The organism is Sorangium sp. So ce119, assembly GCF_051524405.1.
Taxonomy (GTDB): domain Bacteria; phylum Myxococcota_A; class Polyangia; order Polyangiales; family Polyangiaceae; genus Sorangium; species Sorangium cellulosum_G.
In genome coordinates, this window is the sequence record NZ_CP150310.1 from 1,928,321 (window position 1) to 1,953,935 (window position 25,615).

A 25,615-nucleotide genomic window follows, 5' to 3' on the forward strand; every position below is an offset into this window, starting at 1 on the left:
ATTTTTTCTCGATAATTCGAGTGGATGCCTCAGGACTGGAACGCCTGGGGCCCTTTCACCGCCGCGCGCGCCTCTCCGACCCTCGAGAGCGAGGCTGGGGGCTCCGAGCTGGGCGGCGTCCCGATCTCGCCGAACTGCAAGAGGCGCGTGCGCACGAGCTCGCGGCTGACGCCGAGCCGGATCGCCGTGTGCCCCAGGTTGCGCTCGCAGCGGCGGTACGTCGCGCGGATCACGATCTCCTCGACGCGCTCGTGCGCGTTGGGGCAGCCGCTCTCGAAGAGGGCGGCGATGGTGGCCTCGAGCGTGGCCATGAGCCCGTCGACGGTGCTCGGGGCGCCCGGCAGCGCGGGGGCCTTCGGCTGGAGGCTCGTGAACCGCAGGTCATCCCTCGTCACGCGGCCAGCGCGGCAGACGAGCGACGCCTGGTGAATGACCTGCTCGAGCTCGCGGATGTTGCCTGGCCACGGGTGCGCGAGCAGCAGCTCCACCGCGGACGACGCGAGCGCGCACGGCGCGGCCCCGAGCCGCCGCCCGTACAGCCCGGCGAAATAGCGCGCGAGCGGCAGGATATCGCCTGGCCTCTCGCGCAGGGGCGGCACGGCGATGTGCGCGCCGTTCAGCCTGGCGAGCAGGTCCTCGCGGAACCCGCCGGCGGCGACCACGCTCTCGAGCGGCACGCTCGTCGCGGCGATGACCCGCGCGTCGACCGCCGCCCTCCGCGCGCCGGCCCGGATCACGTCGCGCTCCTGGAGCGCGCGCAGCAGCCGGGCCTGCGCGCCGGGCGGGAGGTCTCCGACCTCGTCGAGGTAGAGCGTGCCGCCCTGGGCCGCGTCGATCAGGCCGCGCTTCCGCGCGCCGACGCCCTGCTCTTGGCCGAAGAGCTCGCTCTCCGCGAGCGAGGGCGACAGCACGCCGCAGCTCACGGCGATGAACGGCCGGCCGCGGCGCCCGCCGAGCTCGTGCAGGTGCCGCGCGAGGATCTCCTTGCCGGTCCCTGTCTCGCCGCTGAGGAGCGCGGCCGCGTCGCTCGCCGCGGCCTGCTTCACGCGCTGGAGGAGCTGGTGCGACCTGGGGTCCTCGAAGACGAGCGCCCTGGCGCGCTCGGTCGGGGGCATCGTCAATTCCGGGGCGGGGAGGGTGAGCAAGCGCATGGGTTTCACCTCGGCGCGCCAGCGAGCTTCCTGGCGCAAGTACTGCAATGCACGTGCAAAGAAGCGAAGGGCGTCGCCCTCCTCCCCGGCCGGACCTCAGGCGGCGACCTCGCGCGCCGGGAGCGCGAGGCCTTCGCGGAGCACGCTGTCGATGAAGGGCCTCACGACCTCTTCCAGCTTGTTTCCGAGCTCGTCATCGATCTCGAGCAGCCCGTCCTCGCCGAGGCGCAGCGCCTTGTCGAGGAGGAACAGCCCTGCGAGCACGTGCCGCGCGCCGAGCGACTGGAGCACCGGCCGCAGCCCGTAGTCGATGGAGAGCACGTGCGCGATCGTCCCGCCCGTCGCGAGCGGCAGCACGGCCTTCCCTGCGAGCCCGAACTGCGGCAAGAGGTCGAGCAGCGCCTTGAGCACGCCCGTGTACGCGGCCTTGTAGATGGGCGTCGCGATGACGACCCCGGCCGCCTCGGCGATCACCCGCGTCGCCTCCGCGATGGCGGGCGAATCGACCCTCCCGAAGAGGAGATCCTCGGCGGGAAGGTCACGAACATGGACGGTGGTGACGCGAAACCCTTCACGCCCGAGCCGCGCCGCGACGCGGGCCGCGAGCGCCGCCGTCTTCGATCGCGGGGAGACGCTTCCTGTGATGATGACGATGTTGGACATGGGCGCGACATAACAGGGCCAGCGCGCTTTGTCCATTATAACGGATGAATCGTCCGTTATAGGAGACGAGGCCGAGCGGACCGGCGCCGGGCCGCTTGCGGTGCGGCTGTCCCGTGAGCGAGCGTCGCCGCGCCTGCTGCCTACGCCCACATGCCCCTCCATGGTGCGGACCGGTCGTGGGGAGCGTTTCTGTCGCTGGTTCGCGCTGCTCCGTACGGGTCGGTCATGCCACCTGTCCAGTGGATGTCCTGAGCGTGCGGTTCCTTCATGCAATCGTCAGCGATCGGATCACTCTCTTCGGATCCTGGAGGCGTCCTCACCAATCTCCCCTGCGACCTTCCGCGAGAACGGGACCGCGATCTCTGTGAGGTAGCCTCGCCAACCAGGCCTGCCGCTTGCTGCAAAGGGCGCAGCCCTCGGGGCACCGGAAATGGTCCGGGCAGGGCAGCCGAATTGCCCGGGCGCAGGCTCGCGACGTCCGGCGGCCTCCCGGCGCTGCGCCGGCCGGCAAGTGATGTGCGACCTGTGCGACGCGTCGGCCCGGAGCGCGGGATGATGAGCGTGCTCTTCCCGATGCCGGCCGCTCCGACCCGGCGCAGCCCTGGCCCGGCACCGCCCGACGCGTCAGCCAATGTGCGTGTGGAGGAACTCGACCGTGCGCTGCCACGCGAGCGCGGCGCTCTTTGGCTCGAACCTGGACGAATCGGTCGAGCGCATGAACGCGTGGCCGGCGTCGTAGACATAGAGATCCATCTCGCCTCCACCGGAGCGCGCCGCCTTCTGGATCTCTTCGGCTACGGAAGGGTTCGCCCAGTCGTCCACCTTGGCGTAGTGCCCGCAGATGGGCGTCTTCACCTCGGCGAACTCCTCCGGTGCGATCCGCGGAAGACCGTAGAACGGGACCGCTGCCTCCAGGGCCGGCCGCACGTAACGTGCCGCAGCGAGGGTGAGCGCGCCACCCAAGCAGAAGCCCGCGACCGCGACCCTCCCGTTGCACCGGGGATGCGAGCGCAGGTAGCCGACCGCGTGGCCGAGCTCACGTACGGCCTTCTGGAAGTCGAAGGCGCCGATCAGCTTCGCCGCCTCCTCGTCGTTCTCGGCGAGCTTGCCGTGATAGAGGTCGGGGGCGAGCGCGAGGAAGCCCGCCTGCGCGAACTGCTGGCAGTGCGCTCGCATCACCTCGTTGAGGCCGTGCCACTCGTGGACCACGACGAGCCCCCCGACCTTGCCCGAGCCAGGCGGCTCGGAGAGGGCGCCCTTCATCTGCCCCGCGTTCTCCAACGAAAACGTCACCATCGTCGTCATGCTGTCCTGCTCCTTTCGTCACTCACTTCTCTTCACCAGGGCACGGGGCCGCGCGCGTCGAAGAACCCGCCGGTCGGGCCGGCGTCGTCGAGGAGCGCGAGCCTCACGGACGCGCGGGCGCCTTCCTCGACGGTCTGCGTGCCGCGGTGGCCATTCAGGTCGGTCGCGGTGTAACCGGGGTCCGCGGCGTTGACCTTGATGCCCGTCGGGGCGAGCTCCTTCGCATACTGCACCGTCACCATGTTGAGCGCCGCCTTGGAGGCGGGGTACGCGATGGCGTTGAACGACGCGTACTCCCACGCTGGGTCGCCGTGGTTCGCGAGCCCGCCGAGCCCGCTCGACACCATGACGATGCGCGCCGCGGGCGACGCTCGTCGGAGCAGCGGGAGCATCGCATTCGTCACGGCGACGGCAGCGAAGACGTTGACCTCGAACACGCGGCGCACCTCGTCGAGTCGCGTCGCGCTCGGCGTGGAGCGGCCGAGGAGGATGCCCGCGTTGTTCACGAGGACATCCAGCCGCCCGACCTCGCGCTCGATCGTGCGAGGCGCTTCGGCGACGCTCGCGGCGTCCGTCACGTCGAGCGCGATGAAGCGCGCGTCGATGCCTTCTCGGCGCAGCGCCGCAGCGGCTCGCGCGCCGCGCTCCTCGTCGCGTGCTCCGACGAGCACCGTCATGCTCGCGCGGCCGAGCTGCCGGGCGGTCTCGAGGCCGATCCCCTTGTTCGCGCCCGTGACGAGCGCTGTTCGCTGGACGTTCATGCCCTCCATCTACGACCGAGCCTCCAGAGGAGATTGGGCGATCTTGGCTCGACGCGCGTCGTTGGGGAGCAGCCCGAGAACGCCCTGGCGGCGAGGAGGGCCGCGCTGTATCGTCCTCGGCGTGGATCTCTCGGCGGCGCAGCGCGGGCGGAGCCGGATCGCATTCTCACGCCCGGCTGCGCTCCCCGGCCTCACCGTCGGGCAGTTCCGGAGCGACGGGCCCCTGTTCACCTGCGTGACGGACCGCTACGCCACCGCGCTCCACCTCAGTGGCCGCTCCGAGTGGTCGCTTCGAGGCTCGCGCTGGTCGAGCGGCCCGGGCACGATCGACGTGAAGGTCCCCGGAGAGGTCTTCGCAGAGCACGCCCGCCAAGGCCAGCGGCGGTTTCAAGTCGTGATCTTCGACGCGCGCATGGTCGACGAGGCGCGCGCGACGCTGGACTCTCCCGCGGTGCCCCCGACGGAGAACGCGCTCTGCGCGCACGACCCGCGCGCTGCACCGCTGGCGGCGTTGCATCGCTCGCTGCTTCGCGGCGACGCGACGCCTCTCGAGCTCGCGGGTGTGTCGTCGGAGGCGCTCGCCGCCCTGTGCGAGCTCACCACCATGCGCCGAGATCCGCCCCGTCCGCGCAGCGCGTGGGCTCGCGCGGTGACGCGCGCGCGCGAGCTCCTCGATGCGCGGTTCACCGAATCGATCGCGCTCGACGAGCTCGCCGCCCACGCGCGACTCGACAAGTTCCGCCTCTGTCGTGCCTTCCGCGAGGAGGTCGGGCTTCCCCCGCACGCGTACGTGACCTACCGGCGCGTCGGCCTCGCAGGGGCGCTGCTCGCCCGGGGAGTCCCTCAGGCGGAGGTCGCTGCGCGCGTGGGGCTCTACGACCAGAGCCAGCTCCACCGGCATTTCAAGCGCATCGCCGGGGTGACGCCGGGGGCGTACGCCCGAGCCGCCCGCTGACTCTTGGGATCGACGAGTCAAGCGGCGTCTTACCTCGTGCACGACCCAGGCTGCCTCCGCGTCCCCGAGGGCGACGGCTCGGCTCAGGGTGCCGGCGAGCGACGCAACCACGGCGGCTCGGGGCGATGGATCGACCGGGGCGAGTTCTTGGTCCTCCCCCGCTTCCGCGGACAGTCTCACTATGCCGCGCGCGCGGCCACGTAGGTCTTCAATTCGAACTCGATCGGGCTCATGTACGCGAGCCGTGAGTGCCGGCGTTTCAGCTTGTAGAAGCTGTCGATGTAGTCTCTGACCGAGGCGGTGGCGGCCGATCGCGTCGGGTAGCGCTCGTGCTCGACCAGCTCCGCCTTCAGCGTCGCGAAGAAGCTCTCGGCCACAGCGTTGTCCCAGCAGTCGCCAGCGCGGCTCATGCTCGGGATGAGCCCGTGGGCCCCGAGCACGAGCCGGTAGTCGTCGCTGGCGTAGGGGCTGCCGCGATCCGAGTGGTGCACCAGCCCAGGCGCCGGCCGCCGCGGTCCCAAGACGAACGCGAGCGCGGTGAGCGCCAGGGCGCGATCGTTGAACGCGCTCGCGGCCCAGCCGACCACGCGGCGCGAGAACAGGTCCAGGACCACGGCCAGGTACAGCCAGCCCTCGCCGGTGGGAATGTACGTCACGTCGGTCACCCAGACCTGGTTGGGCGCTCGAGCATCGAATTGCCGCTCGATCACATTCGGAGCGATCGGGCCGTTGTGCCGCGAGTCGGTGGTGCGGCGGAAGCGCCGCTTCCTCCGGGCCGCGGGCCTCTGAGCGCGCATCAGCCGCTCGACCCGTTACTTGCCGACACGCATGCCGCGAGCACGCAGCTCCGCGTGGATGCGCGGACTGCCGTAGCGGCCACGGCTCTTGTGGTGCACGGCCCTGATCTGGGCGCTCAGTTGAGCGTCGAACTTGGCCCGCGCGGACTCCGAGCGCTTGGCCCACGCGTAGTAGCCGCTGCGCGAGACCAGCAGTACCGCGGACAGCACCAGCACCGGGTAGTGCGCCTTCTCCGCGTCGATGAACTCGAACCTCACTCGTTTTCCTTCGCGAAGAAGGCCGCCGCTTTTTGTACGATTTCGCGCTCCATCTCCAGCCGCTTCACGTCGCAGCGCAGCCGCTGCAGTTCCTCACGCTCTGGCGTCGTCAGCGCCCCCGGCGGGCCGTGGACCGCGTCGGTGTCCGCGCGCTTGATCCAGTCGCGCAGCGCCGTCTCGGTCAGGTCGAGGTCCTTCGCCACCTGGCCGATGCTCCGGTCGCTCGCCTTCGCCAGCCGTACCGCCTCCGCCTTGAACTCGGGCGTGAACGCCCTCCTCTTTCTCCGTCCCATCCCTGCCTCCTGGTGCCGTCGGGGGTGTCGACGGAAGCGGCGGAGGACGAGGCGGCGGGACGCTGGCCGCGAGCCGACACAAAAGCGAGAGCGGATCCATGTCGACCGCGACCGTCCCGTCGGCGAAGGCGCGCTTGAGCGACAGCCGTACCAGGCCGTCCTGCTGCAGCGCGACGCGCTCTTGGGCGACCGGGGGCCGCAGCACGTAGCGCAAGAGCGCCTCCCTCGCCGCGGTGTGGTGTGCACCGGCGCGCCGCGCCGCGTGCAAGGTGAAGCCATCGAGCGAGACGCACAGCGGCTTGTCGTAGGCGAGCGCGCTCGGCGAAGGCGGCAACAGCCCGCGGAGCCATTGCGGTCCAGCGGGCGGCTCTCGCTCGGAGACGGCGGAGGCATAGAGCGCTGCCTCGGGCTGGTCGTCCTCGTCGACGTCGCGCTCGAGCTCGAAGAGCCCGTGCCGGCGGAGGTAACGCATCATCCGCCCGACGGCGTGCTCGAGCACCTGACCGACCTGGCGCGTCTGCAGATGGTCGAGCTCGTTCCATACCAGCTCTGTGCCGTCTTCGTGATAGGCCCCGTCGAGAAAGACCACGTGCAGGTGCGGATTGAGCCGCATGTCGCCGGACGTGCGTTGCACGACGGTCACCGCGCCGCTCTTGGCGGCCGCGCGTACGCCCCGACGCTTTTCGCGCTCGCTATAGAACCGCTCGACGGGTACATTGATAGGCGGCGCGCTCAGCGGTGCTCAGCGCGGCAGTGACGTGAAGGGTTCACCCAGTCGAGGATGCGCAGCGCTCCCAGCTCATCTCCGGCGATGATAGTGCGGCCGTCGGGCGCGATAGCGCAGCAGCATACCAGGATTGCCATCGTTCCGAGGATCTCGCCCGTGACAAAGCTCCAGAGGATCATCCTGTCGCGGGAAAAGGAGACGGCGAGGCGGCCATCTGGCGTCACAGCCACATCGCGATTACCACCGGGATTATCCAGGGTGCGAACCAGCTTCCATGTGTCCACTTCCCATACCTTCAGCGTACAATCATCGGACGTCGAGACAGCGAGGCCGCCATCCGCCGTCACCTGCACTTTATTCACCCACCAGGTATGCCCTTCGAGGTTGCGGACCCTCTTCCCGGTACCAAGGTCCCACACCTTCAATGTGCAGTCGCTGTGACCAGTCCGCGGGTTTAGAGTGGAGACAGCGAAGCGGCCATCCAGCGTCACTGCCACGTCTTCCATTGGTTCGGTGTGCTCCTCGAGAGTGCGGAACAGATTCCCCGTGCGCAGATCCCACACTCTCATCGTTTTATCCCGGGAGGCCGAGACAGCGAGGCAGCCATCCGCCGTCACCGCCACACCTTCCACCGAGTCCGTGTGCCCTTCGAGAGTGCAAACCAGCTTCCCCGTGCTGAGGTCCCACACCTTCAGCGTCTTATCTTCGGATGCCGAGACAGCGAGGCCGTTTTCCGTCACCGTCACGTCCGTCACGCGGCGAGTATGCCCTTCGAGGGTGCGAACTACCTGCCCCGTAGAGAGATCCCACACCTTCAGTGTTTCATCGAAGGATGCCGAGACAGCAAAGTGGCCATCCGGCGTTACAGCTACATCGCATATTATCTCATATGGGTCCCGGAGAGTGTAGGGCGTCGGTTTCGTATGCCCTTCACGGACGCGGACGGCCTGCGCCGTGCGCAGATCCCACACCAGCAGTATCCCATCTAAGGCAGCCGAGACAGCGAATCTGCCATCCGGGGTCACCGCCACGTCGTGCACCCAGTCGGAATGCCCCTCTAGCGTTCGGATGAACTGCCCGGTACGCAGATCCCACACCTTCAGGGTTTTATCCCGAGATGCCGAGACTGCGAAGCCGCCATCCGGGGTCACCGCCACGGCAGTCACCTTGATGATATGCCCCATGAGGGTGCGGACCTTGCGCCCCGTGCGCAGATCCCACACCGTCAGGTCAAGCGACGAGGCCGAGACAGCGAAGCAGCCATCCGGGGTCACCGCCACGTCCTCTACCAAGCCGATATTCCCTCCGAGAGTGCGGACCACTTGCCCGGTGCTCAGATCCCACACCTTCAGGGTTTCATCTGAGGATACCGAGACAGCGAAGAGGCCATCCGGAGTCACCGCCACACCGGTCACCTGATCGGTATGCCCTTCGAGGGTGCGGACCACCTGCCCAATGCTCAGATCCCATATCTTCAGGGTTTTGTCTGCGGATGCCGAGACAGCGAACCGGCCATCCGGAGTCACCGCCACGCCGGTCACATTATCGGTATGCCCTGCGAGGGTGCGGACCACCTGTCCAATGCTCAGATCCCATATCTTCAGGGTTTTATCTGAGGATGCCGAGACAGCGAACCGGCCATCCGCCGTCACCGTGACGCCGTCCACACGGCCGGTATGCCCTTCGAGCGTGCGGACCAGCAGCCCGGTGCCCAGGTCCCACATCTTTAAGGTGCCATCAGCGGACGCAGAGATGACAGCGCGACCATCCGGGGTCACCGCCACGCCCATCACCACGAGACGCCCTTCGAGCGTGCGGACAAGGGCATCGGATTCCCTGTTAGTGCGGACACGCTCGCGAAGCCAGGGCCACCCCTGCTCCGCGAGCCGGGCCTCGGCCCGCTTCTGCACCTCCTCGACCCCCGTAGCGAAGCATCGATTGCGGAGCTGCTGGAGCAAGAACACTGGCTCCTTCTTCGCATCCCATTCGCGCAGCGCGTGCGCCTCTCGATCCAGGGGCCGGATCAGCTCGTCGAGCCGCTCTCGCCCGGACGCGTCCGCTAGCAACACGCCCGCCCGCAGATCCCCGAGCACCGCGTCGATGCCTCGCTCCGCGACCTCGGCGTGCAGCCGCCCCATGTCTCGGAGCGACTTCCCGAGCCGGTCCGCGCACCACGCGGCAAACACCGCTCGCGCCTCCGTCCGCTTCATTGCAAACGCCCGCACCAGCGGGTGAAGCCGCACCGCCCCTTTCTCGACCAGCATCTCCGCGAGAGACAGCTCGGCGAGCTCTTGCAGCGCGCCGTCCAGTGCTGCTGCGAACCCCTCGTCGGCGCGCGCCTCGAGCCCCGTGAGCAAGGACAGCCGCGCCCTCGGGATCTCCGCCGCCTCGCCGAGCAGCGCCGCCGCCCGCAATGCGAGCCGCGCGTCCTCGCTCTGGAGCGCTTCCCATTGCGAGGCGAGCGTCGCCTCCACGCCGGCCTCGTGCAGCGTCGCGAGTTCGTCACGCACGACCTTGTTTGTGTCTGTCGCGGGCAGCGCCCCGTGCTTCGCGATCCGCGCGCTGTAGCCGGCGAGCGTCACCTTGGGGTTCTTGCCGAGGAACGCGGCGGCGAGCGCCACCGCCAATGGGAGCGCACCGAGCGCCTCGCAGATCGCGCGAGCGGCGGCGATCTCGGCCGCGGCCTCCGGCGTCGCGCGCGCCTCCCAGAGCGGCCGTCGCGCTGTCGACGACAGCAGCAGCTCCAGCGCCGCATCCTCCGGCAGCACCGAGACCTCGACGCACCCGAAGCGCCCCTCTTCGTCGCGCCGTCGCGAGGTGAAGAGCAGGTGGACCCCGAGGCTCATCGGGACGAGCCCGGCCCTCCGATCACTGGCGAGGTCCGCGGGTCGATCGACGTTGTCGAAGATCACAAGGGCGTCGGGCCGCGCTCGTAGATACGCGTCGAGCGCGGCAATCAGCCGGATCTGGCGCTCCGCCTCCGGCGCGTCGCGCGCCTCCAGGTCCAGCTTCACGGCGAGATCGGCGAGCGCGGGCCGCCAGTCGTCGCCGGCCGCGTTCACCCAGTAGACGCCGCCCGCATATGAGTCCCTGTAGCGGTGAGCGTACATGGCGGCGAGCTGCGTCTTGCCGATGCCGCCCATGCCCGTGAGCGCGGCGGGCCGCACGCCGACGGTCCCGCCCTTTTGCAGCAGCGCGTGCAGCCTCGTCAGCTCGTCCTCGCGGCCGAAGAAGATCTTGTCCTGCGCGAAGGGGACGTGGAAAGGCGCGGCGCTCGAAGGCAAGCGAGGGGCGCTGGGGTCGATGAGGAGGCGGACCTCCTCCGCGATCTCGGCCCAGGCTTTGTCCCTGTCCGGCCATTGAGTCACAGGCTTGCCGTTGGCAGGGAGCGAACGGAGATAGCGGAACGGGGCTGCGTCCCAGTCGAAGTCGCGGACGCGGATCGGCAGGAGCCGGTCCGACTGGACCGGTGCGACCATCTCGTCGAGGTCGCCGGCGATGAAATCGGCGCTCAGGAGGAGCAGGACGACGTGCGCGGCGGCGAGGTGCTCGCGGGTGACCTTCTGCCAGTCGTCGCCCGGGGCAATCTTCTGGCTGCTCCACGTCGCGAGGACGCCCCGCCTCTCGAGCCCCGCGAGGTGTTTCCGGAGGGCGTCGTGGTGCTCGGTGTCAGCGGCCGCGTACAGGATGACAACACTGACGGGCGATGCCATGCGGCGAGGATACGCCGAGGTCCGCGTCAGCGCGTAGGAAGAAGAAGCGGGATCGCAGCGCGAGGAGGTGTGGCGCGGCCGACCGAAGTGGCGGACCCGCGAGCGTCGCGGAGCCTCGTTCCTGGGTTGAAAGAGCGGGCGCAGAGCGGCGCAGAGCGCGGAAAGTGGCGCATCGGCGTGCCGCGTGTACACGTCGCCCTCGGGGCGTTGGTCTGGCCCTTGGTGTTGTTGCGGTAGGCTACGCGGCGTCGCCGCGCGCCTTGCGGCGCAGGACGGTGCTCTTCCAGTACGGCGGTCCCCGGTTGGGTGACCGTGCTGGAACGTCGGTCGGTTCGCCGAGCGAGCAGAGGAAGCGGACGATGTTGCTTGGCTCGGTGACCATGGCGACGAGCTTCATCCTGCCTTTGCAGCTGGGGCACTCGAGGACATCGAGCGCAAATGTGCGGCGCGGAAGCTCGGCCCACGGCCGATAGCCACCGCGCTTGCGCTTCGGAGCGGCGTCATCGTCGGCTTTCGCAGGCTCTTGTGGCTTCTCAAGGCGAGGTCCGATGCGCTTCCGCGCCAACGTGGGCGACTTGCCGATGCAAGCACGCCCGCGTACTTGACGGTGTGAAAGCGCGGCGGCGGAACGCTGGCCGCGAGGCGGCACAAGAGCGAGAGCGGATCCATGTCGACCGCGACCGTCCCGTCGGCGAAGGCGCGCTTGAGCGACAGCCGTACCAGGCCGTCCTGCTGCAGCGCGACGCGCTCCTGGGCGACCGGGGGCCGCAGCACGTAGCGCAAGAGCGCCTCCCTCGCCGCGGTATGGTGTGCACCGGCGCGCCGCGCCGCGTGCAAGGTGAAGCCATCGAGCGAGACGCACAGCGGCTTGTCGTAGGCGAGCGCGCTCGGCGAAGGCGGCAACAGCCCGCGGAGCCATTGCGGTCCAGCGGGCGGCTCTCGCTCGGAGACGGCGGAGGCATAGAGCGCTGCCTCGGGCTGGTCGTCCTCGTCGACGTCGCGCTCGAGCTCGAAGAGCCCGTGCCGGCGGAGGTAACGCATCATCCGCCCGACGGCGTGCTCGAGCACCTGACCGACCTGGCGCGTCTGCAGATGGTCGAGCTCGTTCCATACCAGCTCTGTGCTGTCTTCGTGATAGGCCCCGTCGAGAAAGACGACGTGCAGGTGCGGATTGAGCCGCATCTCGCCGGTGCGTTGCACGACGGTCACCGCGCCGCTCTTGGCTGCCGCGCGTACGCCGCGACGCTTTTCGCGCTCTTCGTAGAACCGCTCCACGCTCTCGACGAAGATGCGGGTCAGCACAGCGCCACCTCGGGCAGGACGTCCTCGATCAGGTTCGCCGTGGCGCACATGCGTCGGCCCAGACACGACGGGCAGAAACCGCGTCCTTTACAGCGGAAGGCCACCAGCCGACTCTCTTCGCAGCGCTCGCACCGGAGCCGCGCGAACCCGCGGCAGAGCAGCCCGCAGTCGAGGTAGGCTTCGAGCTCCTTCTTCGCGTGCTTGGGTATCCGGAGGGCGATGGCGCCGTCGTCGATGGCCCCGTACAGCGTCTCCACGTTGTTGCGCACGATCTCGTAGAGCGTCGTCTTCTCGGGGCGACGGCGCTCGTAGACGACGCCCGTGGTGCGAGCCGCGCTCGCCACACGGCGCCGACACCGCACGCCGCACGCTACGCGGTGAGGGCGCGTTTTCGCCGCGAATTTCGACAACCCGCCGGGCTATCGCCCATGGTGGCGCCATGGCGGAGTGGCGGGCCGGGGGCCGGCGGGCCGCGACGCTCGCTGCCGCGGCGGCGGAGGCGCTCGCCGAGCACACGGCTCGCGCTCGATATGTCGTCGCGCGAGAACGCAGCGCGCGAGCGCGCAGCGTTGCAGGAGGAGATCATCCGGGTGCAGCAGAGCCGGCTAGCGGAGCTGTCCACACCGATGATCCCGATCACCGAGCAGGTGATGGTCATGCCTCTCATCGGGACCATGGATGAGCTGCGTGCCAGGCACGTGCTTGAATCTGCGCTCTCGGAGCCGAGGCGCATGGTGCGCGTGCCGCCTCCGTGCCAGCATGCAGGAGCCTGTTCGCCGCTCGTTTTCCCACCGCTCCCCGCGGCGTCCGCAGTTCCGCCATGGCGTCGCCATGCAGCATCGCGGCGAGGGGGTCGTCGCCTGCGCACGCCGCCGCGCTTGCCTGCCGGCACAGGCCTGGTGCTTGCCGGCATCACTTTCCGGATGCCTCCGGGGCGCTTCGGCACGCAACCGCCGCGCGCGGGCGATCCCAGTAGAGCCTGCGGGCACTGGCGAGCGGCAAGGCTCCGGCGGCGAGTCGACGCGAGCGGCGGGCTCGACGTTCGGCTTAAGCTTGCTCACCGCTCCGGTGCCACCGGCAGCCCGAGCAGCTGACCGATCGCCTCGTGCACGACCCAGGCTGCCTCCGCGTCCCCGGCGGCGACGGCTCGGCTCAGGGTGCCGGCGAGCGACGCAACCACGGCGGCTCAGGGCGATGGATCGACCGTCGCGAGTTCTCCGGGCCCAGGGCTCGGCGGTTGGGCTTGGGTTGGGTCCATACCTCCTGAGGGGGTGCGATCCGTCGTCACGCCCTGCCCAAATCCCTGGAGATGCGACGGATCGCGACGGTTCGCCCCCGTGGCGGAATCCTGGCGGGATTTCTGACACGCGTCCCCTGGACCGTAGCTGCCGCGCCGGGAGCGGCGTGGTTGCGCGCCAGCTTCCCGCGGCCGCCGCCGCGCCGGTCGTAGCGCAGGATCTCCGCCTCCGCACCGGAGAGCGACCTACCCAGGCCGCCGCCGACCACCTCGGCGCTGCGGGCGCGGCCCCACCCCCGCACCTCGGCGAACGCCCCGCGCAGACCGCGGCGCGAGCAGGGGCGTCCCCGACCCGTGCGTCGGCGGTGCGTTTCCACAAACGGACCGGGAAAGCTCCACGCAATTCTAGGTATGAGCAGATCCCGCGACGACATCTGGAATTCCATTCACGCTGCCGCGGCGGAGGTTCTCCCCGGGTTGCTGCGACTCCTGGGTGTCGCCGAGGCCGACGTCGATGACCTGCTGCAGGAGATCCTGCTCGCGGCGTACAAGAGCCTCGACCGCTTCCACCCCGACTGGACCCCGACGCATCGCGAGGCTCCCTCCGCCGCCGAGCCGCCAGGCCTGCAGGGCCAGCGCCGGCGGCGCAGCCCTGAAGCCCGATGGGTGGTCGGGATCGCATTGCACAAGGTCAGCCATCACCTGCACCGCGCCCACCGCCGCCGCGAGGTGCCGGCCGGCTTGCACCTGGTGTCGCAGCGCCAGGCGGTCGACCCCGCGCCGAGCGGCGAGGAGCGCCTCGCGAGGCGAGAGCGGCTGGAGCTCGCGACCGAGGTGCTCGACACGCTCGATCCCGAACGGCGGGTCCTCCTCGTCATGTACGAGGCCTACGAGGTGCCGCTCGTCGACATCGCCCGCGAGCTCGGCCTCAAATACAACACCGCCAGCAACCGGCTTCGCCTCGCCCGCGAGGACTACCGCGCCGCCGTCAAGCGGCTGCGCCCGGAGCAGCGCCGGGCGCTGCGCGCCTTCTGGCTCCCGTTTCCTCTGGCGTCGGGCTTCCTGGCGCAGGACCACGACGCGGAGGCACCGACATCGCCAGCGCAGGCGCCGCCGTCCGCCGCGCCGTCCGCCGTGCTGCCCGCGTCGCGACCGCCGGCATCGACACCCCCTGCGCCAGCACCGCCGCTGGCTGCTCCCTCGAGCCTGCGACGCAGCTCGGTCCGGATCGCCCGCGCGCTCGGGTGGGCCGCGGCGGGCGCGGCCGTGACGGCGGCCGCGCTGCTCGCCCTGACGCCGCCGCCGCCGCTCTGGGCTCACCGCTTCGGGGCGGCGCTGCGCGAGCTGCCTGCGCGCGGCGCCTCCCTCGCAGCGGCCGCGCCGCAGCGCGCGCCGGAGCCGCGGACCGTCGCTCCGGCGGCAGAGGCGCTCGACCGGCCCTGCCGTGCCGCTCCGCGGGCGTCGCCGCCGGCCGGCGAGCGGAAGGACGCGTTCGTGGAGGAACGCCGGCTGCTGGACGCAGCGCAGGAGCGCCTCTCCGCCGGCGACCCTGCCGGGGCGCTCCGGCAGCTCGCCGCGCACGAGGAGCGGTTCCCGCTCGGCCGGCTGACGTCCGTACGGGAGCGGCTCCGCGCGCTCGTCCGGACACGTCTCGCCGCCCCACCGGAGCAGGGCGTGCCAGAAAGGGTGCCGTCGCGATGAGCAGGCCCAGGGCTCGACGGGAGCTGGGTCCGCGGCCTCTCCGCTGCGCCGCCGGGGCGCTCCCGGGCGCTCGACGCCCGCCGCGCGCCGCCGTCGCGGCCGCCATGGTCCTGCTCTGCGCCGCGGAGGCGCATGCCGCGCCGGAGCCGCCTGCGGTGCGGATCGAGGTCCAGCGAGGGCCCGGCGCCGAAGGCTGCCCCGACGAGACGTTCCTGGGCTCGGAGGTGGCCCGCCGGCTCGGGGCCGACCCGTTCGAGGACGACGCGCCGCGGGCGCTCACGATCCACATCGCGCGGGAGGGACCCGAGCTCACGGCCTCGCTGGCGCTGCGTGACCGCGAAGGGAAAACCCAATGGGCCGACGGGTTCAGCACGCGGAGCGGCTGCGAGGAGCTGCTGTCCGGCGTGGCCCTCGCCATCGTGGCGCAGCTCCTCGGCGCGCCGGAGCAGGCGAATTCGCCGCCCGAGCCCTCGGCGCCGTCCGGGGCCGCGCCGCCGTCCGAGCCCTCGGCGCCGCCCCCGCAGGCGCGGCGCGCCGCGCCGGAGCCGCCCCGGCCGACCGGGCCGGCCGGGGCGCCGCCGCGGCCAGAGCCACCGCCGGCCGGGCCGGAGCGGCTGCGCCTGGAAGCCGGGCTCGGAGCGAGCCTGGGCCTCGGGATCACGCCGGGCGTGGCGACCGGAATGACGCTGTCCTTCGGCGTTCGCCGGTCCGACTGGTCGATCGCTGTCGAAGGGCGAGGGCTCGTTTCCCTGGCGCAGGAGGTGGAAGGCATCCTCATGGGCACCACGGGCTTCACGGCGGCCACGTTGGCTTGCTATCGCGGCGGCCCGCTCGTCGGATGCGGGCTCGCCACCCTCGGCGCCGTCCGGTTCTCCGCTCGGGACCCGTGGACCATGACTGCGCGCAGCGATTCCGTGTTCGGTCTCGGGGCACGCCTCGGTACCGAGTGGCCCCTCTCCCGCAGGTGGTCCGTGCAGGGCTACGCCGAGGCGACCTGGATGGTGAACGAGGCGGCGTTCACGCGCGTGACGCACGACAGCGCGACGCCGGCGCCGCTCCGCTGGGCGTCATCGCCGCTCGGCGCTGCCTTGGGATTAGGCGTCACGACCAGCTACTGAACGGACCTGAGAGCAATGAGTCTGTAACGAGCATCTGGAGAGAATCTTTGAAGGGGCTTGGGAATGGCAAGTACAACTGACCGTTTGAAGGAAACTGCCGATTGTGCGGATGCGGAGACACCCTATAGGCTGCTCGGCATGCGCATCCCCTCTTCGCTGCCCGTTTGCCTTCTGCTCGTCCTCGGCTGCGGCGACACTCCGGCCGTCTACGGTCCCTGCCAGCCCAGCGAATATGGCTTGCCGGGCTGCCCCTATCCCGAAGCGGGCACGGGGGACGCCGGGGACGGGGGCGACGGGGGTGACGGCGGGGCAGGGGGGACCGGCGGCAGCGGCGGCGAAGAGCAGGCCTGCGCCGGCGACTGCGTCCCGCCGGCGCCGCTCGGCTGGTTCGGCCCGGTGCTCCTCTGGTACGGCCCGCCGGACCAGGCGCCGGACTGCCCCGCCGCCGCGCCGAACGTCGGCTACGAGGGGTTCGCCGACCTCGCGCCCGCGCCGCTCGCCTGCGCCGCCTGCCTGTGCGACCCGCCCGATGCGGCAGCGGCCTCGTGCCAGCTCCCGCTGGGATGGTCAGCGCACGCTTCGGCGGCGTGTCCCGCCACGGATCCAGGCACCGTCGAGACCGCCTTCGCGGCGCCCGAGGCCTGGGACGGCGCCTGCACCGCCGAGAACGCCATCCCCGCCGGCCAGGACTGCGGCGGGCAGCCTTGCGTGCAGGCTCTCTCGATCGATGCGCCCGCCGTGCTGGTGACCGCCGCGTGCACACCCCGGGGGGACGAGCCGCCGCCGCCGCCGCAGCGCCTCGACCCGTGGCAGACCCGGGCGCTCGCCTGCGTGCCCGGCGCCTACACCGAGTGCCCGGGCGACCGCAGCACCTGCATGCCGTCGCCGGACCAGCCCGGGGGCCCGGCGCCCGGCGGCTTCCTGACGTGCATCTTCCACGAGGGCGATGTCACGTGCGAGGAGCCGTACCTGGACAGGCACGTCTTCTACGGCGGCGCCGACGACACCCGCGGCTGCTCGGCGTGCGGCTGCGGGGAGCCCGAGGGCGCGTCGTGCACGATCATGGCCTCGGTCTACAGCGACGGCGCGTGCGCGGACCTGCTCGCGTCCAGCGTCGTGAGCTCGACGACGCCGTTCTGCGGGGTCACGCCGCCCGGCGTCGCCCTCGGCAGCAAGTCGGCCGAGGTCGTCGCCGTCGACCCCGGCGGCTGCGCCCCGAGCGGCGGTGAGCCGGTCGGCGAGATGCTGCCGGCCGAGCCGTCGACGTTCTGCTGCCAGGCATAGGTCTGCACGACCATTACAATCTCCCGAAGAGACTCGAGAGGTACAGTCAGGAGATCGGCCGCGCCGGCATGCTGCAGCGCGTGAGTCAAGATATCGAGAAGGCCAGTCAGGATATCGTCCGGCGCGCGACCGAGCGAAGCACGCGTCGGCTCCGGCAGCGTTCGACACGGCGAGGCGGCGCCTGAGTCGCATCTCCGAAGGAACGTCACCGCGCCGGGGTAGACAGGCCCGATGGTGAAGGCGTTCGACAAATCCTCGAGCATGGCGCCCACCTGCGGCTACGGTGTCGGGATGTCGTCTCAGCGTGCGCTGCTGCCGCGTTCGACCCCGGCCGCCTCGGGGGTGTCGTCCCGTTCGATCGCCGCGATGCTGGACCGCCTCGGGGACCGTTCCGTCGAGTGCCACTCCGTCATGGTCGTGCACCGCGGGCACATCGTCGCCGAAGGGTGGTGGGCGCCGTACTCGGCCGAGCGCCCGCACCTTCTCTACTCGCTGACCAAGTCGTTCACGTCGATCGCCGTGGGGCTCGCGATCGCCGACGGGCTGCTCGCCTTGAGCGACCGGGTGGTGGACGTCCTGCCCGATCACGTCCCCTCCGATGTCTCCGAGCAGGGGCGCCGCATCACCGTTCACCACCTGCTGTCGATGACGGCCGGGCACGACACGGACAGCCTCGCCGAGGCCTGGGGGCTGGAACCCCAAGACCTCGTGAAGGGCTTCTTGCGCGTGCCGTTCGACGCACCCGAGGGAACGCGGCATACCTACGACAACTCCACCACCTACGTCCTGGCCCGGATGGTGGAGCGGGTCACCGGCGTCGGGCTCCCGGCGCTGCTCGACGAGCGCCTCTTCAAGCCGATGGGAATCGAGGACGCCGAGTGGGACCGCGTCGCGAGCGGTGCCGCCTTCGGGTTCCACGGTCTGCACCTGCGGACCGAAGCCGTCGCCGCCTTCGGCGAGCTGCTGTTGCGCGGCGGTCTCTGGAACGGGCAGCAGCTCGTCCCACGCGCGTGGGTGGAGCTCGCGACAAGCCGGCAGATCGACGGCCGGCACCAGGCGGAGGGTGACGACGGCCCCGACTTCCTCTGCGGCTACGGCTACCAGTTCTGGATGTCGCGCCACGGCTATCACGGCAAGGGCGCATTCGGCCAGCACTGCGTGGTCGTCCCGTCGCACGACCTGGTGGTCGCCGTGACCGGCGCCCAACAGGAGGTCCAGCACGCTCAAGACGTGCTCGACGCCGTATGGGAGTGCCTGCTCCCCGGCGTCGGCCATCCGGACGGCTCGCACGACGACGAGCTCCTCGCCGACCGGCTGGGAGGGCTGTCCCTCGCGCAGGTACGGGGTTCGGCCGGCCCGCAGCACTCGGCCACGGCGAGGCTCGACGCCTCCGCCGAGAACTCGGCCCTGCCCGACGGGATCACGGTGGTCGTCGATCCGACCGACGCCGGGTGGCTCCTGCGACTCGGGTCGCTCCTCGACCTAGAGGTGGGCCACGGCGCCTGGCGGGAGAGCTCGCCGCTCGGCCGGCCCGTCGTCGCGTCTGGCGCCTGGCAGGGCACGGCGTTCGTCGCCGAACTCCACGTCATCACCAGCCCGCACCGGGTCCGGGTGGCGGTCGACGTCGACGCGGGGACCGCGACCGCCACCTGGGTCACGCTGCCCCTGACCACCTCCGACCTGGAGCTGCACCTGCGCTCGCCGCTGATGACACGGCCCGACGTCGCCTAGCACGGAGCCGGCTGCGGCCGCTGTCGAAGCAGATGGCCTGTTGATCTCCACCACCGGCTGGCAAGGGTTGCCGGTCTGGCAATCCTTGCCGCCGCGCGACGGCAAGGATTGCCATGGGGCCGCCGCGCCCAGCGGCCGACGACAGGCCGGGCCGGGGCCCCTCGCCGCCGCGCGACGCCTCGATCTCCGCGCGCGGCTGGCGGCGGACGCCCGCGGCGGCAGGGACGCGCTCCGAAGCGCGCTGTCCCGGAGGCCCATCCAGCACGCTGGCTCCGCTCTTGCTGAGGCCGCCGGAGTCCACCGGAACGTGGCCGGGCGACGGTAGAGCCGCTGTTCCACGGCCGAGTCAACCTTGGTTCGCCTGCACGAGACGATTCATCTGCAACCGAGCTGGATGTGCGTGAGGTGGAGCAGGGGCCAGCCGGGCTGCCGAGCAGGAGCGCCGCGGCGGGGCGGCGCGGGAAACGCTCGTCGAGCGCGCGGCCGGGAAGAGGGCAGGCCGGCCAACGTGGCGGGGGAGGCGAGCTGATGAGCGCTACCAGAAGACGACGTGGTGGACGCGCCGGGCTCGGCATGAAGCTGCTGCTGTGCGCCGTGCTGCTCGGGGTACACGTGGCGCCCGTGCGCGCCGATGGGCCGCCGATGCTGCCGTGGCACCAGGGTGTCCCGGAGGAGCGCAAGCAGAAGGCAGAGCAGCTGTTCCAGGAGGGGCGGGAGCTGCACCGGAGCGCGATCCTCGCGGACGCGAGGTCGAAATACGAAGAGGCGTTGCGCTACTGGGAGCATCCCGAGCTGCGGGTCTATCTCGGGAGGGTGCTGATGCGCACCGGGCTGCCGCTCCTGGCCTACGAGAACCTGCAGAGCGCGCTGCGGTGGGGCCCGGGCGCGCTCGATCCGCAGCTCGAGGCGGAGGCGCGCGCGTCGATGAGCGAGCTCCTGCGGCAGGAGCTCGCGGTGATCGAGATCCGCTGCGACGAGCCGGGGGCCGCGGTGCTGCTCGACGGCAGGCGGTGGTTCGTCGGCCCCGGCGCCGAGCGGCGGCTGGTCCTCCCCGGCGAGCACGTCGTCACGGCGAGGAAGGAGGGGCACTACGCCGTGGTCAAGCCCGTCATCGTGCTCGCGGGCAAGCGGGCCTCGGGGACGCTGCGGCTGAGCGCAGACGCCACGATCACCGAGCGCCGGTGGCAGGCGGCGTGGGTGCCCTGGGCCGTGATCGGCGCGGGCGGGGCGCTCGGGCTGCTCGGCGCCGGGCTCACGTGGCAGGCCAACGTGCACAACGACAAGGCGGACGGGAAATTTCAGGCCGCCTTCCGCCGCGCCTGCCGGCAGGAGCTGGAGTGCACGCCGCGAGAGGGCAGCGTGTACGACGAGGGCCGCCTGGAGAACGGGATCGCCATAGGCTCGTTCGTTGCTGGGGGAGTGGCCCTGATCACGGGCGGCGTCCTGGTCTACATGAACCGGCCGCGGTCGTACCGGACCGCGGATCATGGCGACATCAAGATCGAGGTTGCGCCCGCCGTGTCGGGCAGCGCCGCGGGCCTGTCGACGCGGATCCGGTTCTGAGGCGGTCGGGGCGACGCGCGCGGCGCGCGAGCGGGACAGGCGACGAGAGACGAGGGTGAGGCGATGATGGCGGAGCGGAGTTCACCTGTGCATGCGAGGCGGCGCGGCGCGGGACGTCGCTCGCCGGGCGGCGTGGTTCGTTGTTTCGCGGCGATGCTCCTGGCGATCGCCGTGGTGGTCGCCGCCGGAGCGTGCCTGACGCCGGCCGGGCCACCCTGCGGAGATGGCTACTGCGCGAGCGGCTACGTGTGCAACGCGGACGGGCGCTGCGAGATCCCCTGCGGCGACGGGTTCACCGACCTCGCCGGCGGGGAGGTGTGCGACGACGGGAACACGTGGGGCGGCGACGGATGCAGCGCCGACTGCCGGTCCAGCGAGACCTGCGGCAACGACGTCGTCGATACGGTGAAGGGGGAGCGGGAGGTGTGCGACGACGGGAACACGTCGGACGGCGACGGATGCAGCGCAGATTGCCGGTCCGACGAGTCCTGTGGCAACGGTATCGTCGACAGGGCGAAGCAGGAGGTATGCGAAGACGGGAACACGCTGGACGGCGACGGATGCAGCGCAGATTGCCGGTCCAACGAGACCTGTGGCAACGGCATCGTCGACGCGGCCAGAGGGGAGGCCTGCGACTGCGGCGCCGACGGTGCGCAGCCCGAGGAACGGCAGTGCGCCGCACGTCAAAACTCGGCGGACGGCGGCTATTGCCGCGAGGATTGCGAGGTGCACTGCGGAGACGGGGTGGTGGCCCCGGAGGAGAAGTGTGATCCGCAGAAAGCCGCTGATCTGCCGTCGTGCGTCAGACTGCGCTACGACTTCGGCCGCCCTGGCTGCTCCGCCTCGTGCGACAGCTTGTTGGCGCGCTCCTGCGGCGATTGGAACTGGCGTGAGCAAGAGGCCGGCGCATGGGAGAATTTGTTTGATGTCTGGGGAAGCGGCCCTGACAATGTCTTCGTCGTCGGTGGGTCCGGTACGATGTTGCGATACGACGGTGAGGGCTGGGAGCGTGTGCCATTGGTGGGCATATCGGAGAATTTGATCGGTGTCTGGGGAAGCGGATCCGACGATGTCTTTGCCGTCGGTATGTCTGGCATGATATGGCACCACGACGGCGAGAAGTGGGAGCCCGTGCCCTCCTCGGACACATCGGAACATCTGTACGATGTCTGGGGAAGTGGTCCTGACGACGTCTTTGCCGTCGGTAAGTCTGGCACGATCGTGCATTACGACGGCGAGACCTGGGAGCGTGTGGACGACTCGGGCACATCGGAAGATCTGTATGGTGTCTGGGGAAGCGGTCCTGACGATGTCTTTGCCGTCGGTTGGTCTGGCACGATCCTGCATTACGACGGCGAGAGATGGAAAGGCGTGACCGACACGGGCGCATCGGACGACTGGGGTGGTGTCTGGGGAAGCGGTCCTGACGATGTATTTGTCGTCGGTTGGTCTGGCACGATCCTGCATTACGACGGCGATGGCTGGGAGCCTACGCCCCCCTCGGATCCATCGACATATTTCGTCAATGTCTGGGGAAGCGGTCCTGACGATGTCTTTGCCGTCGGTGGACAGGGTACGATCTTGCATTATGACGGCAAGAGCTGGGAGCCCATGCGCTCTTCGGGTACATCAGAAGAACTCAATGGTGTCTGGGGGAGCGGCCCTGATGATGTCTTTGCCGTCGGGCTGTTTGGCACGATCGTGCATTACGACGGCCAGGGCCTCGAGCGAGTGTCCTCCTCGGGCATATCGCAACGTCTGGTCGGTTTCTGGGGGAGCGGTCCTGGCGATGTCTTCGCCGTCGGGCTGTCTGGCACGCTCATGCAGTACGACGGCCAAGGCTTCGAGCCCGTGCCCTTCCCGGGTACATCGGAACATCTGTCCGGCGTCTGGGGAATCGGTCCTGGCGATGTCTTCGCCGTCGGTGGGGCTGGCACGATCGTGCATCACGACGGCGTGACCTGGGAGCGTATGACCGACTCGGGTACATCGAAAGACCTGTCAGGTGTCTGGGGAAGCGGTCCTGGCGATGTCTTTGCCGTCGGTAAGTCTGGCACGATCGTGCATTACGACGGCGAGACCTGGGAGCGTGTGGTCGACCCGGGCACATCGGAAGATCTGCGTGGTGTCTGGGGAAGCCGTCCTGACGATGTCTATGCCGTCGGTTGGTCTGGCACGATCGTGCATTACGACGGCGAGAGCTGGAAGCCCGTACCCTACTCGGGTGCACCGCCAGCTTTGTTCGATGTCTGGGGAAGCGGTCCTGACGATGTCTATGCCGTCGGTGCGCTCGGCACGATCGTGCATCACGACGGCGAGAGCTGGGAGGTCGTGCCCTCCTCGGGCACATCGGAAGATCTGCATGGTGTCTGGGGAAGCGGTCCCGACGACGTCTTCGCCGTCGGTAGGTCCGGCACGATCGTGCGTTATGACGGCGTCTCCTGGTTGCGGATGAACTCCACGACGAGCGAGGATCTGTTCGATGTCTGGGGCCACGCAGGCAGCTCGTTCATCGGTGGTGGTGATGGCACGATCTTCCGCCACACCCGGACCGGAGGCACACGGTAGACCCCCGCGGCGCCGCGCGATCGTCAGCGTCAGCCCGCGGGCTCGTCGATGACGCTCGTCCAGCGCCTTGAGCGCCGGGGCGGTGGCGCTGCAGAACGGGCAGCTCGGCGACATGAACCAGCGGACCAGCACGACCTTCACCTCGCCGCGCGTGCTCGATCCCTCCGCGAAGCGGTCAGTCGCCGATCGTGTTCGCGCCGTTCAGGAGCGGTACGCCGAAGCTCGGCGTTCCGTCTGCGTTCCATTCCAGCCGCTGGACGCGCGTGTGGCGGTTCGGGTCGTAGAGCGGGTCTCCCGTGATCTTCTCGTAGTTGCGCGCGTGGTACACGAGCACGTCGATCGATCCATCCGACGAGGTCGTGAACGAGTTGTGGCCCGGGCCATACAGCCCGTTTGCGCTGACGAACACCGGTCTCTCGTTCTTCGTCCACGAGCTTGCGCTCAGCAGGTCGTCCGTCGCGCTCGCCGTGAGCAGGCCGAGGCAGTAGCGGTCGTCCGTCGCGCTCGCCGAGTAGCTGATGAAGACCCGTCCGTTCCGCTCGAGCACGGCAGCGCCTTCGTTGACCGCGAACCCCGCCGTCTCCCAGGCGTGCTCGGGTCTGGCGATCCGCACGTTGGGGCTGGCCAGCGTCCACGGGTTTCCCATGGCCGCGATGAACAAGCTGCTGTTGTCGCCCCCGACCCTGGGGTCCTCCTGCGCCCACACGAGATAGCGCTTCCCGTCGTGCTCGAACGTCGTCGCGTCGAGCGCGAAGGTGTCCGAGTCGGTCACGATCTGCCCTCGCTCGATCCACGTGCCATCCATCGGGTTGGCCGATGAGCTCTCGAGCGCATACATGCGAATGGCCCAGATGTCGGTCGAGCTTCCGGCGGCGAAGTAGATGTACCACTTGCCGTCGATGAAATGTAGCTCGGGCGCCCAGATGTGCGCCGCCATCGGGCCGGTCGCGTGCTTCGTCCAGACGACCTTCGGGGTCGCGCTGGCCAGGCCTCGTATCGTGGTCGCGCGCCTGATCTCGATGCGATCGTACGTCGGCACGCTCGCGGTGAAGTAGTAGTAACCGTCCGTATGCCGCTTGATGTGGGGATCGGCGCGCTGCGAGATCAGATAGCCCAGCGGTTCGAGCGCGAACGACGCCTCCGAGCTCTCGACCGCCGTGCCGTCGAGCACGTGCGCATAGATCTGGTAGTTCAGGTGACGGAGATGACGTGTCGCGTCCGAGTACCACTGCAGCGAGACCATCGTCGGATCCCCGTTCAGCGCGGGCACGATCCGGAACGTGGCGTCCCTCCGGAACGTGGTGGTATCCGTGAACACGTCGATCCACAGAAGGTGGCTCCTCTCTTCGGCTGGGGTCTGCCAGAGCCCGCTGGCCCGGTTGGACGCCTCGTTCTGCGGCGGGTACCGGGTCGGATTCACGCTGTCGACGTGCAGGTAGCGACCGCCGAAACCCACAGATTCGAACGACACGAGCGTCGGATCATCCGGGTTCGCGAGGCCGGGCACCACCCTCCACTGGAAGTCGGCAGGAACCTGGTTGTTCGCCCTGTCGTCGAGACCGGTGATCATCCCATGATAATAGGAGTGCGCGACGTAGAGCGGGGCGTCCCCCATGTGCGTCGTGCGAATCTGGTAACCCCCTCCGGCGTCGTCGTCGAGATTGGCGAGCTCGAGATCAGCGGGGGCGGCGAGGGCCGCATACTCGGGGTCCTCGCTGGCCGGTGAGCCGAAGACGACGCGTACGGGCTGAGCTCCGTCGGCCTGCCAGTCATCGACGCTGCTCAAGGTCACGGTCTGCGCCGTGCTCCAGCTCGCCTCCGTGAACGTCAGGTCCGCGTGGCTCAGCGTCGCCTCGGTCGTGTCGCTGACGCTGAGGGCGATCGTCACGGGCGCGCTCGGCTGCGATGCGAGGCGCACGGTGAACGTCACGGGCGCGCCGCGCTCGGCGAGGGGCCCCGACGGGTCGCTGACGACGATCGCCGCCGTCCCTGCACCGTCGTCGTCCGTGTTCGTGATGTCAGCGGACTCCGCGACGAGGCCGTCCCACGCCGGGTCTGCAGAGACCGAGGGCCCGAGGCGGACGCGGAAGATCTGATCCCCGTCGCGCTCCGCATCGTCCACGCCCGTGACCGTGATCTCTCGAGGGACGCTCCAGTCCTCTGCCGTGAAGGAGACGGTCGTCGGTGAGACCGATCCTTCGGTCGCATCCGAGCTCGAGACCGGCACCGTGACAGGCCCGCTCGGCGCGGCGTCGAGCGCCACGCTCACGGTCACCCGCCCGCCGGACTCCGAGGTGCTGAGCGCCGTGGCCGCCGTCACGATCCGCGATGAATTGCTCGGTGATCCGGTCGACGCGCCCGGCGCATCGGTCGAGGGCGGATCCGAGCACCCGACCACCACGAGCAGCGCGGCGAAGGCGCAGCCTGCCGCCGTGAGCACAGCGCATCGCGCAGAGAGGGAAGTGCACTCTGGGTGGGGAGAGCTCGG

Annotated in this window: 16 protein-coding genes and 2 pseudogenes; 7 read left to right on the forward strand and 11 right to left on the reverse strand. The window is 70.0% G+C overall.

Annotated features, from left to right (window positions below):
• Positions 1-29: 29 nt before the first annotated feature.
• The 4 genes from WME76_RS07655 to WME76_RS07670 form a co-directional block, all read right to left on the reverse strand.
• On the reverse strand, positions 30-1,151 hold the full coding sequence (locus WME76_RS07655; protein ID WP_437959526.1) for a sigma 54-interacting transcriptional regulator: 1,122 nt from the start codon (positions 1,149-1,151) through the stop codon (positions 30-32).
• 96 nt (positions 1,152-1,247) lie between these two features.
• The gene (gene ssuE, locus WME76_RS07660) at positions 1,248-1,814 is read right to left on the reverse strand and encodes an NADPH-dependent FMN reductase (protein WP_437959527.1); all 567 of its coding nucleotides are present in this window, start codon (positions 1,812-1,814) and stop codon (positions 1,248-1,250) included.
• A 624-nt stretch (positions 1,815-2,438) separates the two neighbouring features.
• Positions 2,439-3,119: a dienelactone hydrolase family protein gene (locus WME76_RS07665; protein ID WP_437959528.1), complete on the reverse strand. Its 681-nt coding sequence runs from the start codon at positions 3,117-3,119 to the stop codon at positions 2,439-2,441.
• 32 nt (positions 3,120-3,151) lie between these two features.
• Positions 3,152-3,880, reverse strand: coding sequence for an SDR family oxidoreductase (locus WME76_RS07670; protein ID WP_437959529.1), 729 nt, complete (start codon positions 3,878-3,880; stop codon positions 3,152-3,154).
• A 121-nt stretch (positions 3,881-4,001) separates the two neighbouring features.
• Here WME76_RS07670 and WME76_RS07675 point away from each other — a divergent pair, with 121 nt between their 5' ends.
• The gene (locus WME76_RS07675) at positions 4,002-4,835 is read left to right on the forward strand and encodes a helix-turn-helix domain-containing protein (RefSeq protein ID WP_437959530.1); all 834 of its coding nucleotides are present in this window, start codon (positions 4,002-4,004) and stop codon (positions 4,833-4,835) included.
• Positions 4,836-5,014: 179 nt separating this feature from the next.
• Here the strand turns inward: WME76_RS07675 and WME76_RS07680 are convergent.
• From WME76_RS07680 to WME76_RS07705, 6 genes and pseudogenes are all read right to left on the reverse strand, one after another.
• Positions 5,015-6,183: pseudogene (locus WME76_RS07680) on the reverse strand (IS3 family transposase).
• A 106-nt stretch (positions 6,184-6,289) separates the two neighbouring features.
• A pseudogene (locus WME76_RS07685) lies at positions 6,290-6,796 on the reverse strand (transposase); the annotation flags it as partial.
• Between the two features lie 119 nt (positions 6,797-6,915).
• Positions 6,916-10,623: an NB-ARC domain-containing protein gene (locus WME76_RS07690; protein WP_437959531.1), complete on the reverse strand. Its 3,708-nt coding sequence runs from the start codon at positions 10,621-10,623 to the stop codon at positions 6,916-6,918.
• A 238-nt stretch (positions 10,624-10,861) separates the two neighbouring features.
• Positions 10,862-11,020, reverse strand: coding sequence for a hypothetical protein (locus WME76_RS07695; protein ID WP_437959532.1), 159 nt, complete (start codon positions 11,018-11,020; stop codon positions 10,862-10,864).
• The gene (locus WME76_RS07700) at positions 11,017-11,925 is read right to left on the reverse strand and encodes a transposase (protein WP_437959533.1); all 909 of its coding nucleotides are present in this window, start codon (positions 11,923-11,925) and stop codon (positions 11,017-11,019) included. Before WME76_RS07700 ends, WME76_RS07695 begins: the two co-directional genes overlap by 4 nt.
• Positions 11,919-12,269 carry a transposase zinc-binding domain-containing protein gene (locus WME76_RS07705; RefSeq protein WP_437959534.1) on the reverse strand — a complete coding sequence of 117 codons (351 nt, stop codon included), beginning with the start codon at positions 12,267-12,269 and terminating at the stop codon, positions 11,919-11,921. The genes WME76_RS07700 and WME76_RS07705 overlap by 7 nt, the downstream gene beginning before the upstream one ends.
• A gap of 1,370 nt (positions 12,270-13,639) precedes the next feature.
• On the opposite strand from WME76_RS07705, the gene WME76_RS07710 reads away from it, so the two are divergent.
• The 6 genes from WME76_RS07710 to WME76_RS07735 all read left to right on the forward strand — a co-directional run bounded on the left by WME76_RS07710 (position 13,640) and on the right by WME76_RS07735 (position 23,127).
• Positions 13,640-14,863 (forward strand): RNA polymerase sigma factor, encoded by a 1,224-nt coding sequence (locus tag WME76_RS07710; protein ID WP_437959535.1) that lies wholly within the window; start codon positions 13,640-13,642, stop codon positions 14,861-14,863.
• Positions 14,864-14,967: 104 nt separating this feature from the next.
• On the forward strand, positions 14,968-15,981 hold the full coding sequence (locus tag WME76_RS07715) for a hypothetical protein (protein ID WP_437959536.1): 1,014 nt from the start codon (positions 14,968-14,970) through the stop codon (positions 15,979-15,981).
• Between the two features lie 138 nt (positions 15,982-16,119).
• The gene (locus WME76_RS07720) at positions 16,120-17,265 is read left to right on the forward strand and encodes a hypothetical protein (protein ID WP_437959537.1); all 1,146 of its coding nucleotides are present in this window, start codon (positions 16,120-16,122) and stop codon (positions 17,263-17,265) included.
• Between the two features lie 291 nt (positions 17,266-17,556).
• A complete protein-coding gene (locus tag WME76_RS07725; protein ID WP_437959538.1) occupies positions 17,557-18,996 on the forward strand; it encodes a serine hydrolase domain-containing protein in 1,440 nt (479 codons plus the stop codon).
• Between the two features lie 573 nt (positions 18,997-19,569).
• Entirely contained in the window at positions 19,570-20,559 is a 990-nt protein-coding gene (locus WME76_RS07730) for a hypothetical protein (RefSeq protein ID WP_437959539.1), read from the forward strand.
• A 63-nt stretch (positions 20,560-20,622) separates the two neighbouring features.
• Positions 20,623-23,127, forward strand: a complete 2,505-nt coding sequence (locus WME76_RS07735; RefSeq protein ID WP_437959540.1) for a DUF4215 domain-containing protein — start codon at positions 20,623-20,625, stop codon at positions 23,125-23,127.
• A 175-nt stretch (positions 23,128-23,302) separates the two neighbouring features.
• On the opposite strand, the gene WME76_RS07740 is transcribed toward WME76_RS07735, so the two are convergent.
• Positions 23,303-25,567, reverse strand: a complete 2,265-nt coding sequence (locus WME76_RS07740) for a family 43 glycosylhydrolase (protein ID WP_437959541.1) — start codon at positions 25,565-25,567, stop codon at positions 23,303-23,305.
• Positions 25,568-25,615 lie beyond the last annotated feature (48 nt).

Excerpts from the sequence above, each read along its gene's own strand:
- WME76_RS07695 (WP_437959532.1), bottom strand. The coding sequence starts at position 11,020 with ATGAAGCTCGTCGCCATGGTCACCGAGCCAAGCAACATCGTCCGCTTC.
- WME76_RS07730 (WP_437959539.1), top strand. The coding sequence starts at position 19,570 with ATGAAGCTGCTGCTGTGCGCCGTGCTGCTCGGGGTACACGTGGCGCCC.
- ssuE (WP_437959527.1), bottom strand. The coding sequence starts at position 1,814 with ATGTCCAACATCGTCATCATCACAGGAAGCGTCTCCCCGCGATCGAAG.
- WME76_RS07690 (WP_437959531.1), bottom strand. The coding sequence starts at position 10,623 with ATGGCATCGCCCGTCAGTGTTGTCATCCTGTACGCGGCCGCTGACACC.
- WME76_RS07735 (WP_437959540.1), top strand. The coding sequence starts at position 20,623 with ATGATGGCGGAGCGGAGTTCACCTGTGCATGCGAGGCGGCGCGGCGCG.
- WME76_RS07655 (WP_437959526.1), bottom strand. The coding sequence starts at position 1,151 with ATGCGCTTGCTCACCCTCCCCGCCCCGGAATTGACGATGCCCCCGACC.
- WME76_RS07725 (WP_437959538.1), top strand. The coding sequence starts at position 17,557 with ATGTCGTCTCAGCGTGCGCTGCTGCCGCGTTCGACCCCGGCCGCCTCG.
- WME76_RS07720 (WP_437959537.1), top strand. The coding sequence starts at position 16,120 with ATGCGCATCCCCTCTTCGCTGCCCGTTTGCCTTCTGCTCGTCCTCGGC.
- WME76_RS07715 (WP_437959536.1), top strand. The coding sequence starts at position 14,968 with ATGGTCCTGCTCTGCGCCGCGGAGGCGCATGCCGCGCCGGAGCCGCCT.
- WME76_RS07665 (WP_437959528.1), bottom strand. The coding sequence starts at position 3,119 with ATGACGACGATGGTGACGTTTTCGTTGGAGAACGCGGGGCAGATGAAG.
- WME76_RS07670 (WP_437959529.1), bottom strand. The coding sequence starts at position 3,880 with ATGAACGTCCAGCGAACAGCGCTCGTCACGGGCGCGAACAAGGGGATC.